The organism is Clostridium sp. CM036, from assembly GCF_055081135.1.
Genome location: NZ_CM143652.1, coordinates 3,014,319 through 3,026,908 on the forward strand (window position 1 = coordinate 3,014,319; position 12,590 = coordinate 3,026,908).

Annotated in this window: 14 protein-coding genes and 2 tRNA genes; 12 read left to right on the forward strand and 4 right to left on the reverse strand. The window is 31.7% G+C overall.

Annotated features, from left to right (window positions below):
• Window positions 1–159: 159 nt before the first annotated feature.
• From ACWJKE_RS14225 to ACWJKE_RS14235, 3 genes are read right to left on the reverse strand one after another with little or no spacing between them, the layout of a single operon-like run.
• Window positions 160–1,119 (reverse strand): ABC transporter substrate-binding protein, encoded by a 960-nt coding sequence (locus ACWJKE_RS14225; protein WP_220286291.1) that lies wholly within the window; start codon window positions 1,117–1,119, stop codon window positions 160–162.
• Between the two features lie 13 nt (window positions 1,120–1,132).
• Entirely contained in the window at window positions 1,133–1,888 is a 756-nt protein-coding gene (locus ACWJKE_RS14230; RefSeq protein ID WP_216302349.1) for an ABC transporter ATP-binding protein, read from the reverse strand.
• Window positions 1,851–2,747, reverse strand: coding sequence for an ABC transporter permease (locus ACWJKE_RS14235; protein WP_220319770.1), 897 nt, complete (start codon window positions 2,745–2,747; stop codon window positions 1,851–1,853). Before ACWJKE_RS14235 ends, ACWJKE_RS14230 begins: the two co-directional genes overlap by 38 nt.
• Window positions 2,748–3,330: 583 nt before the next feature.
• Between ACWJKE_RS14235 and ACWJKE_RS14240 the strand changes: the two genes are divergently transcribed.
• Together ACWJKE_RS14240 and disA are read left to right on the forward strand one after the other, a co-directional pair.
• A complete protein-coding gene (locus ACWJKE_RS14240) occupies window positions 3,331–3,483 on the forward strand; it encodes a hypothetical protein (RefSeq protein WP_258875989.1) in 153 nt (50 codons plus the stop codon).
• Between the two features lie 14 nt (window positions 3,484–3,497).
• Window positions 3,498–4,562 (forward strand): DNA integrity scanning diadenylate cyclase DisA, encoded by a 1,065-nt coding sequence (gene disA, locus ACWJKE_RS14245; RefSeq protein ID WP_216302352.1) that lies wholly within the window; start codon window positions 3,498–3,500, stop codon window positions 4,560–4,562.
• Between the two features lie 37 nt (window positions 4,563–4,599).
• Here disA and ACWJKE_RS14250 read toward each other — a convergent pair whose 3' ends face one another.
• On the reverse strand, window positions 4,600–5,004 hold the full coding sequence (locus ACWJKE_RS14250) for a nucleoside triphosphate pyrophosphohydrolase family protein (protein ID WP_216302353.1): 405 nt from the start codon (window positions 5,002–5,004) through the stop codon (window positions 4,600–4,602).
• A 146-nt stretch (window positions 5,005–5,150) separates the two neighbouring features.
• Here ACWJKE_RS14250 and ACWJKE_RS14255 point away from each other — a divergent pair, with 146 nt between their 5' ends.
• The 10 genes from ACWJKE_RS14255 (at window position 5,151) to tuf (ending at window position 12,462) form a co-directional block, all read left to right on the forward strand.
• Window positions 5,151–5,624 carry a CarD family transcriptional regulator gene (locus ACWJKE_RS14255; RefSeq protein ID WP_462958907.1) on the forward strand — a complete coding sequence of 158 codons (474 nt, stop codon included), beginning with the start codon at window positions 5,151–5,153 and terminating at the stop codon, window positions 5,622–5,624.
• A gap of 117 nt (window positions 5,625–5,741) precedes the next feature.
• Window positions 5,742–6,848 carry a PIN/TRAM domain-containing protein gene (locus tag ACWJKE_RS14260; RefSeq protein ID WP_216302355.1) on the forward strand — a complete coding sequence of 369 codons (1,107 nt, stop codon included), beginning with the start codon at window positions 5,742–5,744 and terminating at the stop codon, window positions 6,846–6,848.
• Window positions 6,849–7,396: 548 nt separating this feature from the next.
• The gene (locus ACWJKE_RS14265) at window positions 7,397–7,819 is read left to right on the forward strand and encodes a Mini-ribonuclease 3 (protein WP_216302356.1); all 423 of its coding nucleotides are present in this window, start codon (window positions 7,397–7,399) and stop codon (window positions 7,817–7,819) included.
• Window positions 7,819–8,625: an FAD-dependent thymidylate synthase gene (gene thyX, locus ACWJKE_RS14270; RefSeq protein WP_462959363.1), complete on the forward strand. Its 807-nt coding sequence runs from the start codon at window positions 7,819–7,821 to the stop codon at window positions 8,623–8,625. Before ACWJKE_RS14265 ends, thyX begins: the two co-directional genes overlap by 1 nt.
• Window positions 8,626–8,937: 312 nt before the next feature.
• The gene (gene rlmB, locus ACWJKE_RS14275; protein WP_258280778.1) at window positions 8,938–9,723 is read left to right on the forward strand and encodes a 23S rRNA (guanosine(2251)-2'-O)-methyltransferase RlmB; all 786 of its coding nucleotides are present in this window, start codon (window positions 8,938–8,940) and stop codon (window positions 9,721–9,723) included.
• A gap of 8 nt (window positions 9,724–9,731) precedes the next feature.
• Entirely contained in the window at window positions 9,732–10,241 is a 510-nt protein-coding gene (locus ACWJKE_RS14280; RefSeq protein WP_216302358.1) for an NYN domain-containing protein, read from the forward strand.
• 99 nt (window positions 10,242–10,340) lie between these two features.
• The gene (gene sigH / locus ACWJKE_RS14285) at window positions 10,341–10,958 is read left to right on the forward strand and encodes an RNA polymerase sporulation sigma factor SigH (protein ID WP_165414377.1); all 618 of its coding nucleotides are present in this window, start codon (window positions 10,341–10,343) and stop codon (window positions 10,956–10,958) included.
• 69 nt (window positions 10,959–11,027) lie between these two features.
• A tRNA-Gly gene (locus ACWJKE_RS14290) sits at window positions 11,028–11,102 on the forward strand.
• Between the two features lie 9 nt (window positions 11,103–11,111).
• Window positions 11,112–11,187 (forward strand) — tRNA-Thr (locus ACWJKE_RS14295).
• 81 nt (window positions 11,188–11,268) lie between these two features.
• On the forward strand, window positions 11,269–12,462 hold the full coding sequence (gene tuf, locus ACWJKE_RS14300) for an elongation factor Tu (RefSeq protein ID WP_216302359.1): 1,194 nt from the start codon (window positions 11,269–11,271) through the stop codon (window positions 12,460–12,462).
• Window positions 12,463–12,590: the final 128 nt, after the last annotated feature.

A 12,590-nucleotide genomic window follows, 5' to 3' on the forward strand; every position in this document is an offset into this window, starting at 1 on the left:
TTAGTTTTATTCAGGATATGCAATTATATTCTGTTATACACAACATGTGAATCAGTTGTATCGCTAACTATTGGATTATGGTAATGTAATTCTACAATTTAAATAATAAAAGATTTTTCATAAACAACATAGGCACATTAATATTTTATATAAAAATGCTTATTTATTATCTATATATTTAACATTTTTAATCTCTGGCATAGATATATTCAATGATTTTAATGTATCTTTATTTATATACACTTCTGTTTCTTCAGAGATTTTAATTGGCATATTAGATATATCATTACCCTTTAGTACATCAACTGCCATGTTACCTGCTTCATATCCTAACTTATAATAATCTATTCCTACAGTAGCTAATGCTCCAGATTCTACGGAGCCTTTTTCCGATGCTATAACAGGTATTTTTGCCTCCAATGTATTTTTTACTATTATAGGCATGGATGACACTATTAACTGATCAGTTGGTACATATAAAACGTCTATTTTCGTAAGTAAGCTACTTATGGCACTATTAACTTCATTAGTGCTTGTTACTCCGGAAGTAACAATTTCATAACCTTTAGCTGCTTTTTTTAGCTCATTTACCTGTACTTGTGAATTTACTTCACTTGTATTATATAAAATTCCTATTCTTTTAGCATTGGGCATCAATTCCTTTATTAACTCCAATTGTTTTTTCACTGGTAAATAATCTGAAGTCCCAGAAACATTAGTTTCTGGCTTATCTAAAGACTTTATTATTCCAGCTTGCACAGGATCAGTAACGGCCGTAATTATTATTGGAATTTTTTTTGTAGCATTATATGACCCCTGTGCTGAAGGGGTAGCTATTGCATAAATTAAATCCTTCTTTCCAGATGCAAACTTTTTGCCGATAGTTTGGGTCGTAGTTATATCTCCTTGGGCGTTTTGATAATCAATATCTATATTGTCTCCCTCCTTATAACCATTATCCTCTAGTGCTTTTATAAATCCTTCTCTACTTTGATCTAGTGCAACATACTCTACTATTTGACTTATACCTATTTTTATAACTTTCTTCTTTTCATTCGTTTTTGTACATCCGGTTAATATGCATGTAATTATTAGTGTAGTAGCTAACATTTTTTTCACAATAATACCTCCTTTATACCGCGTATTCAAATTTTTTCAATATACTTTCTATTGTTAATTTTTTCTTTTCGGATTCATTTAAATCTAAAATAACTTCACCTTTATGTAGCATTATTAGCCTATTACCATACTGAAGTGCATCCTTTAAATTATGAGTTATCATTAATGTAGTAATATTTTTTTCTTTTACAATCTTTTGAGTTAACTCCATTATCTCATTAGATGTCTTTGGATCTAATGCTGCAGTATGTTCATCTAACAACAGTAACTTAGGAGCAGATAGGCTTGCCATTATCAATGATAGAGCTTGTCTTTGTCCCCCTGATAAATAATTTACATTCACATCTAAAAGCTTCTTTAGATCTAATGATATTCCATTTAAAAGAGCTTCCAGTTCTTTAGTTTTATATCTAAGGCAATATTTAAAATTAATTAATTTACCCTTATTTAAAGCCAGAGATAAATTTTCTCTAACGGTCATGGATGGACATGTTCCTAAGGATGGGTTTTGAAAAACCCTGCTTACAATTCTTGTTACTTTATGTTCAGGCATTTTAGTTAAATCATTTCCTTCAAGAAAAATATTACCTGAGCTTTCTTTAACTAATCCAGAAATTATATTTAATAATGTGGACTTACCTGTTCCATTGCTACCAATTATGCTTATAAAATCCCCTTCGTTAATGTCTAAATTAATGCCCTTAAATAACACATTTTCACCTAAATAAGAATTATAAAAAATTTTTGATAAATCTTGTATTTTTAACATTTAATAACCACCCCCGTATAGATTTGTTACTTTCACTATTACTTCTACCACCAACTGTTATAAATAAAATTATTACAAAAGATGTGACCATTTTTAAATCCACAGGTGTAAGTCCAAAATTCATAGCTAAATATATGGTAATTTGGTAGATTAGAGTGCCTATAATTACACTACTTGTCTGTTTTATAAACTTGCCGTTTTTAATAATAGATGATCCAATGATTATAGAAGCTATACCTAAAATTAATGTACCTATGCCCATAGATATATCCGAAAATCCTTGATATTGAGCCATCATACTTCCAGAAAAAGCTATAAGTCCATTAGATATCATAAGTCCTAATATTTTTATTTTACCTATTTCTACGCCTAAAGATTTAATCATTTGTGGGTTATCGCCCACACCTTTCAATGCATATCCTAATCCTGTTTTTAAAAACATATCGATAGCAACTTTAAATATTACAACTAAGATTAAAGCTACAATTAAAGGGTTGAAATCATAAAAAATATTTTCATCATTAAAGAGGGCAATGTTTGCCTTTCCCATAATCCGTAGGTTTAGAGAATATAAAATCCCCATTACTAGAATGCCTGAAAGTAAGTTTGATATTTTAAATTTAACATGGAGTATTCCCGTTAATAACCCCGCTATACACCCAGAAGCTAGCGCAAGCACTGAGCCTAAAATAGGAGAAATTCCACTTTTTAAGGTTACAGCTATTATTGCTGCCCCTAAGGAAAAACTTCCATCAGCAGATAAGTCCGGAAAGTCCAAAATTTTATAGCTTATATACACCCCCAATACCATGATTGATAAAATTAAGCTTTGTACTAATATTCCTGTTGCGACTTCCATCAAAATCCTCCTTTGTAAAATTAAGAAAAGATATTTAAAATACAAAAAAAAGCCACATAGAATATCTATGTGACTTTTTTCATATAACTTATGAAAAACTTATAATCATAGTCAACATAGATACAAATCATTTGATGCAAGCATCAATGGACCTGTACCTATGTTTAATTTTTAGGTACAAATCCTATGTAAATTGGCGACTAAAGACAAATTGTATTTTTTGATTTAATAAGTTTTTCATAATTAATCTCTCCTTAAAAAAATATTATATTTATAATACCATTCTTATCTTTAATAATCAAGAATATTTTTTCGTTAAAACTATTTTATTATTTCGGTTTTATAGGGTGTACAACCTTATGCAAATATAAATAATATAATTTATTTTATTTGTAAGAATTTATTTAATCTTGTATAATATTATAATGAGACAAGAAGGCCTACTCAAATATTAAATGCTTCTAGTTTTTTTATTTAAGAGACTAGTTTAGAAAAAAATAAAGGGTTACTTTTTATAATTGTGATATTTATGTTAATGTAGTAGGGCGACTAAATTTAGATGGGACTTCTGGAGAGTTAGGGCTTGGTATTGTCTAGCGTGAAAAGTAAGGAAATAAAGCTCGACAAACAATTATTGTATAAGTGCGAAAAGAAAATTAATGCTAAGGATATTAATATTATAGGGACGGCTTCATTAAAAGATATTATAAGATTTTTTAATGGCACTATTTATTAAGTAGGGAGAAAAAGATGAGAGAAGAAAAAAGCAAGGAACTTATGAATATATTAAAAAGAATGGCCCCTGGAACGACGCTTAGGGAAGGACTTGAAAATATCTTAAGAGCTAAAACGGGAGGGCTTATTGTTTTAGGAGACAGTAAGGAAATATTAGACATCGTAGATGGCGGATTTCGAATAAATGCGGACTATAGCCCTGCTTATGTATATGAACTAGCAAAGATGGATGGAGCCATAGTAATAAGCAGTGATTTGAAAAAAATATTATATGCTAATACTCAGCTCATGCCAAGCCCTACAATACCCACTTTTGAAACAGGGACAAGGCATAGGACAGCTCAAAGAATAGCTAAGCAGACTGGGTATGCTGTTGTTGCAATATCACAAAGAAGAACCATCATAACTGTATACAAAGATGATATAAAATATGTTTTAAGAGATAGTAGTATTATTTTAGCGAAGGCAAATCAAGCTATTCAGACATTAGAAAAGTATGTTTCAGTTCTTGAGCGAGTAGTAAGTAATCTAAATCTTTTAGAATTTCAAGATTTAGCAACCTTGTTTGATGTAATATCAGCAATACAAAGAACAGAAATGGTTATGAGGATAGTTGGTGAAATTGAAAGGCATATATGTGAACTAGGGAATGAGGGTAGACTAATTTCAATGCAACTAAATGAGTTAATTAGAAGTGTTGAGGAGGATGGGATACTCTTAATAAGGGATTATTGTCAAAGTGGTATGGATTATACGCAAATATATAGCCAAATAGAAAATATGAGTTCTGAAGAGCTCATGGATTTAGATTTTATTTCTAGGATTATTGGATATATAGGTGTTCCGTTAGTAGATACTCTAATTTCTCCAAGAGGATATAGAATGCTTGGTAAGATACCTAGAATACCTGTAAATGTTATAGAAAATTTAGTTAAGCACTTTAGAGAATTAAAAACTACAATGGAAGCTTCTTATCAACAACTTGATAGCGTAGAAGGTATTGGGGAAGCAAGGGCTAAAGCTATTAAAAATGGGTTAAGAAGGTTAAAAGAGCAATTTATGTTAGATAAGCAAATATAGCATAAAATAAGTTTTAACTTATTTTATGCTATATTTACTAACGCATAGTATATTTACCTAAGGTACTTATTTTGTTATACTCTTTTAAAAGAATATCATATAAGTTTAAGTCTACAAGATTACATAAAGAAGCAATATAAAAAAGGTTGTTTCCTAATTCTTTTTCTAAGACTTCTCTACAGTTTTCACAAAGATTACCTAGCATGTGGGTATCAAGTGAAGCACTAAGAGTATCCAAATCTAAATCATCTATATCAGCAGGAGTGTATTGCTTCTTTGCTTCCACGCCAATACAACCACAATTGGTAACAGACTTTGCAACAGCTCTGTTAACTCTAGCCTGAGACTCTTGAAGTTTGGTGATTATATCCAAAATACTTTTGTGTCGTAATAGGGACTCATCCACAGAGTTTTGAAAATTATCAAAAATACAATCTTTCATTAAGTTCAACTCCTTTTAATCATTTAAGTAGCTATACTATCTTTATTATAGGATTTACATTACGTTTTTGTCAATAAATTAAGTACGCATTTAACCTTATGAATATATAATAAAGCAACAGGAGTTTTATTAATAGGGGGCGTGTTATGTTAAATATTGGCCAAAAAATATTTGTAGCATATTATGGTGCTGGGTATGTACAGAATATAAACAGTGAAGAATTGTATAATATAAAATGTAAATATATAAATATATATCTTTTATTAGATAATATGAATTTTATGATTCCGATAGATAAAATAGAGAAACATAAAATAAGAAACATTTCAAATAAAGTAGAATTAGAAACAGTTTTAAATACAATATCAAATAGGTCCAATTGTATAGAAAGTAATTGGAATAATAGATATAGATTTAACAAGAAAAAAATCCAAAGTGGTAATGCTCTAAAAATGTGCGAGGTACTTAGGGATTTATATTATTTAAAGAAGAAAGATATGCTTCCACCGGGTGAGTTAAAGATTCTAGAAAGAGTTGAAGGGATGGTAGCCAGTGAAATAATGTTAGTGTTTGAACTTAATATGGAACAAGCATTAAACAAAATAAGGGATTTCATTTAACAAATTGTTAATTATAGGGTGCATTTTATTGAAATGCACAACTTTATAGTATATATTAGATAATAACAGGATATAAATCCAAATAAGTGTTAATAATTTAGAAGGAGGTGAAATTTTTTGTTAAAAAAAATTTTAAGAGGACTTTTTACAATCATAGGACTAATTTTGGGGTACTTAATAGGAGATATGCTTCTAAGCACAAGCTATTTAGGTGGGCTTAATTATTTAAAAAATGGTACAATTCAAGGAATAATATTCATTATTTTTTCTACTTTAATTTTTGGAGTTATTTTATTTCTAATATCTCCTATAATCGTATCTTTTATAATGAAGTTTATGGATCATGTGGAGAAAAGCACACAAAAAATGCCGACTTCTCAAATTATTTTTGGTACAGGAGGGGCAATAATAGGGCTTGTAATAGCATCTTTGTTTGCGGGATTATTTAAGTACCAATCTCTTATATGGAATATTATTGCAGTTATTTTTACTGTTATAATGGCAGCTTTAGGAGCAGATATTTGCGCTAGAAAAAGAGATGAAATATTATCCTTCTTTACAAGCATTAAAAGGAAAGATGGATTCAAAGATAAGAAAATCAAAGGATTTACTAATGAAAATCCTAAGGTGCTAGATACATCAGTAATAATTGATGGTAGAATATTTGATATTTGTCAAACGGGTTTTGTTGAAGGGCCACTAGTAATACCAACTTTCGTATTGGAGGAGCTTAGGCATATAGCTGATTCATCAGATGGGCTTAAAAGGAATAGAGGCAGAAGAGGATTAGATATACTAAACAAAATTCAAAAGGAATTAAATATAGAAGTTGAAATTTGGGAGAAAGACTTTCCCAATATTGCAGAAGTAGATAGCAAACTTCTTAAGTTAGCTCAAGTTTTGAATGGTAAAGTAATTACTAACGATTTTAATCTTAACAAGGTAGCTGAATTCCAAGGAGTTCCAGTTTTAAATATTAATGAACTTGCAAATGCAGTAAAGCCAGTAGTTCTACCAGGGGAAGAAATGAAAATTCAAGTGATGAAAGATGGAAAAGAATCGGGCCAAGGGATAGCTTATTTAGATGATGGCACAATGATTGTTGTTGAAGGTGGAAGACGATATATTGGTGAAAATATAGTTGTTATTGTAACATCAGTACTTCAGACGGCAGCAGGTAGAATGATTTTTGCTAAAAATAAGGATTCTTTGGTAAAAAGTTAGTCATATTGTGTGAGTAACTTTTTTATAAGTAAAAACGATGCTATTGTACTTATTAATGATGGGTCTAGAACATTTATAAACGAATATGTTATAAGCTATTAGTGACAACTTAGATGATGGTTTTACTATTGACAGTAGCATATTTAATGTGTATATTGATTAATAACTATAAAAAATATTAAATCTAAATTAAATAGTAGGTTGAGAGACTTTCAAAGTTTTTAACCCGTTTCGGAGCTGTAGCAAAACTACCGGTAGCATAACCGTTAAAAAATGAGTACAAATTTAGGTGGTACCGTGATAAAGCTCGCCCTAAAACAGGGTGAGCTTTATCATTTTTTTGATGTTTTTTATTTTAAATGTGTATCATGTAAATAATAAATTCAAGGATAAAAGATATAAGCGGTAAAGATGGGCAGGACCTTAGTAAGTACATTGATATAGAAATACCTATAACGATAAAAAGTAGTAGCCGTGTTATAAGCCACCATACAATGGCTACTACCTTTTATCATAGAAATGTCTAATAATTAAAAAGGAGAATAAGCATGGAATTTAATATGCTAAAGGGTAAATTTACAGTAGAACAAGTTAAACAGATAAATCCACTAGTGCTTGCATTAGTTGGAGATGCAGTTTATGAGGTATTTATTAGAACCTATCTTGTGGAAAAAAATAGAAATATGAATGTTCATAAAATTCATATTAAAACAGTTGAACATGTAAAAGCACATGCGCAAAGTGAGTATATGAAATTCTTTATAGAAAATTTAAATGAAGAAGAGCTCAGTATATTTAAAAGAGCTAGAAACTCTAAAAGTGGCACAACACCTAAAAATGGAGATTTAAATGAATATAAATGGGCTACGGGGTTTGAAGCTTTAGTGGGATTTCTATATTTAAGTGAAAAGAATGAAAGACTAAACTATATTTTCGAGAAGATTATAAACCACGATTTGGGGGCTGAGTAATTGTGCTTAAGGTTAAATTAATTGAACATACGCCTAATCCAGAAAAAATTATAGCAGCGGCAGCTAAACTTTGTTATAGTCAAGTTGGGGTTGATGAAATACTAGAAGATTTGAATGAACAAAAAACACAAAAGTTGTTAGACATGTTAATGACTTATGGCCATCATTCGCCAATAGAACATGTGAGCTTTACTTTTGCAATTGAGGGCATATCTAGAAGTTTGACCCATCAATTAGTGAGACATAGGGTGGCATCATATTCTCAACAGAGTCAGAGATATGTAAAGCTTGAACAATTTGAATATATAATTCCTCCCAATATTGAAAAAGATGAAGAAGCAAAAATAATATTCATAGAATCTATGAAGCGCATTCAAGAGGAGTATAATCAGTTAGTAGAGATATTGTGTAGAAATGAATTGGCTAATCTTTTAAAAGAATATTTAAAGGATGAAAAATTAATAAATACTGAAGAAATTGAGAAAAAACAATATACAATTATTAAGGGCAAAGCTGAGAAAAAGGCTATCGAAGATGCGAGATATGTATTTCCAAATGCTTGTGAAACTAAAATGATAGTTACTATGAATGCTAGAGAATTAATTCATTTCTTTAATCAGAGATGTTGTACTAGAGCTCAATGGGAAATACGTCAAATGGCAAAAACAATGCTGATGCAAGCGAGGAGTGTAGCACCTGTACTTTTTAAATATGCAGGGCCAAGTTGTGTTAGTGGACCATGCCCTGAAGGCGGTATGAGTTGTGGAAAAATGATGGAAATAAGAAAAGAATATGAAGTTAAATAGATAAAGAGAGAGGTATTTGAAATGAGCGATAATAAAAAATATCAAGGAAATAGTGGATTTGGAAGTAGTAGGGAAGAGAAAACTGGAACAGGGTCTAAAAGGGTTAGGACGAGCGAAAAAGGTGCGAAAGAAAGTAGAGGGTTTTCAAGTAGTAAATATGATAAAGGTGGAGCGTCTTCCAGAAGATTTAGAGGTGACGAGCAGGGTACAAAAGAAAGTAGAGAAGATAAAGGCAGAGTAGGTAATAAAAGAAACAAACAAAGTGAAGAGAATGCACCAGAAAACAAAAAATTTGCTAGGGAAAGAACTGAAATAAGCCCTAAGAATAGCAATGTTAATAAAGAAGTTGAGACTAAAATCATTAGAGAGGATTTAGTTGAAGGAAGAAATGCAGTTATAGAAGCGCTAAAATCAGATAGAACCATAGAGTACATTCTTATTGCCAAAGGTGATATGGTAGGATCTATAAGCGTGGTACTAGCATTAGCCAAAGAAAAAGGAATTGTTACGAAAGAAGTAGATAGAAGAAAACTAGATGAAATATCACAAACTTCATCACATCAAGGAGTTATTGCTATAGTAACACCTTACAAATATTTTCAATTAAATGACATATTTGAATATGCGCGAGAAAGAGGAGAAAAGCCTTTTATAATTATACTAGATGAAATTGAAGATCCACATAACTTTGGGTCTATCATAAGAACTGCAGAGGTATGCGGAGCTCACGGAATAATTATACCTAAGAGAAAAAATGTGGGAGTTACACCAACAGTGTATAAAACATCAGCTGGTGCAATTGAACATATGAAAATAGTAAAAGTAACTAATATAAATGCAACTATTGAAGAAATAAAAGGACTCGGAGTATGGGTTTATGGTGCGGATATGGATGCCGAAAATTATGTTTTTAATACTGATTTAACTGGTGCGGTAGCCCTTGTTATTGGAAGTGAGGGTAGAGGCATTTCTAAACTTACAAAAGAAAAATGTGATGTTCTAGTAAAAATACCCATGGCAGGGAAAATAACATCTTTAAATGCATCGGTTGCAGGTGGTATAATAATGTATGAAATTATGAAGCAAAAGATTAAATGAGGTAAAAAGTGAAAACAGTTTTTGTTGATGGGTATAATGTTATAAATAGCTGGCCAAATCTTAAAAAGATTAAAGATTTTAGTTACGAATCTTCACGCCTGCAGCTTATTGACACTCTTCAAAATCACTCGGGATTTAAAGGGTATAAAATATTTATAGTTTTTGATGCACAAATGGTTAAAGGTAGCCTTCAAAAAAAAGAAAGACAAGGAAATTTAGTTGTGATTTTTACAAAAGAGGGCGAAACGGCAGATGATTATATTGAGAGAATGGTCAATAATATAGGACGAAAATCCGAAGTCTGCGTTGTCACGTCAGACTCGCTAGAGCAGCAAGTTACCTTTCAAAGAGGGGCCACTCGAATGTCTTCCATTGAATTTTATCACGAAGTAATTAGTACACAAAAAGAGATTCAAATAAATATCGAAAAAAAGCATTTAGGAAAAAGAAATTGGTTAGAAGAGAGAATAGATGAAAAAACATTAAAAAAACTTGAAAAAATACGCAGGAGCCATTGAATTTTCTTGACTATAGAAATTGCACTAAGGTATAATCATCTATATGACACATGTTTGGTGTGGAGGGGATATTTGTTGGAAAAAATCATTAGAGCTAGTATGGATACTTCATGCTTTGAAGAAAGATTGGATGAAGAAGTAGTCATTGAAGCACAAAATGGAAATGTTAGAGCACAAGAATATTTAATTAATAAATACAGGAATTTTATTAAAGCCAAGGCTAAGTCGTATTTTTTGATTGGGGCTGATAAAGAAGATATTTATCAAGAAGGAATGATAGGTCTCTATAAGGCCATTAGAGATTTTAAGGCAGATAGATTATCTTCTTTTAGGGCTTTCGCAGAAATTTGTGTTACAAGACAGATAATTACAGCAATAAAAACAGCTACTCGCCAAAAACACATTCCCCTTAATACATATATATCTTTAAATAAGCCAATATATGACGAGGAATCAGACAGAACATTATTGGATGTGTTATCAGGTGCTAAAATTACTGATCCCGAAGAGCTAGTTATAAGCCGTGAAGAAGTAATAAGCATTCAAAATGAAATTGGGGAAGTTCTTTCAGAACTAGAGATGGAAGTGTTGATGTCATACTTAGATGGTAAATCTTATCAAGAGATTGCTTGTGATTTAGATAGGCATGCAAAGTCTATTGATAATGCGCTACAAAGAGTAAAAAGAAAATTAGAAAAATGTCTAAGCAAAAGGTGAAAATACATTGACAAAAAAATAAACAGTAGTATAATCAATAATTGGTGTATAGCTTTAAGTTGTACGTCGGCGGGAGTAGCTCAGTGGTAGAGCACCAGCTTCCCAAGCTGGGTGTCGCGGGTTCGATACCCGTTTCCCGCTCCAAAATTTAATGCCCATATAGCTCAGTCGGCAGAGCGTCACCTTGGTAAGGTGGAGGTCACCGGTTCAATTCCGGTTATGGGCTCCATAACTATTAAATCCGTACAATACACTAGGATGAGTTTACTTGCACAAAAGTGTAATTATTTATATTGAGGAGGAATACAAAATGGCAAAGGCAAAGTTTGAAAGAAGCAAACCACACGTAAACATTGGAACAATAGGGCACGTAGATCACGGCAAGACAACATTAACAGCTGCAATAACAGCAGTACTCGCAACTAAAGGTTTAGCAGAAGTATCTAGGTTTGACCAAATTGACAAAGCACCTGAGGAAAGAGAAAGAGGAATTACAATAAATACATCACATGTTGAGTATGAAACAGATAATAGACATTATGCACATGTTGATTGCCCAGGACATGCAGATTATGTAAAGAACATGATCACAGGCGCAGCACAAATGGATGGAGCAATTCTAGTTGTTAGTGCAGCAGATGGCCCAATGCCTCAAACAAGAGAGCATATACTATTAGCAAGCAGAGTTGGAGTAGGATATATAGTAGTATTCTTAAACAAAGCAGATATGGTAGATGATCCAGAATTATTAGAACTTGTTGAAATGGAAGTAAGAGAATTATTAAGTGAGTATGACTTCCCTGGTGACGACATTCCAGTAGTAACAGGATCAGCATTAAAAGCATTAGAAAACCCAACTGATGAAGAAGCATCAAAATGCATAGCTGAATTAATGGAAGCAGTAGATAGCTACATTCCAACACCAACAAGAGCAACAGATAAAGCATTCTTAATGCCAGTAGAAGATGTATTCACAATCACAGGTAGAGGAACAGTTGCTACAGGAAGAGTTGAAGCTGGGATACTTAAGGTTGGAGAAGAAGTAGAAATCGTAGGACTTAGCGAAGATAAAAGAAAAGTTGTATGTACAGGAGTTGAAATGTTCAGAAAACTTTTAGATCAAGCAATGGCCGGAGACAACATCGGAGCATTACTAAGAGGAGTACAAAGAACAGATATTCAAAGAGGTCAAGTACTTTCTAAGCCAGGTTCAATACATCCACATGATAAATTTGTAGGTCAAGTATATGTACTTAAAAAAGAAGAAGGCGGAAGACATACTCCATTCTTCGACGGATATAGACCACAATTTTATTTCAGAACAACTGATGTAACTGGATCAATAAAATTACCAGACGGAATGGAAATGGTAATGCCAGGAGATCACATAGACATGAATGTTGAACTAATCACTCAAGTAGCAATGGATGAGGGATTAAGATTCGCAATCAGAGAAGGTGGAAGAACAGTAGGTTCAGGAGTTGTTACTTCAATAGTTAAATAATACAAACAAAAAAATGCATTATGAATTAGAAGAAAGAAAATTGTTTAATAAAAAAACACCTTGAACTAATTCATTGACATATGTATTAAATTGTGATAACTTATTTAAGTATAACAAAAATGCTAAAG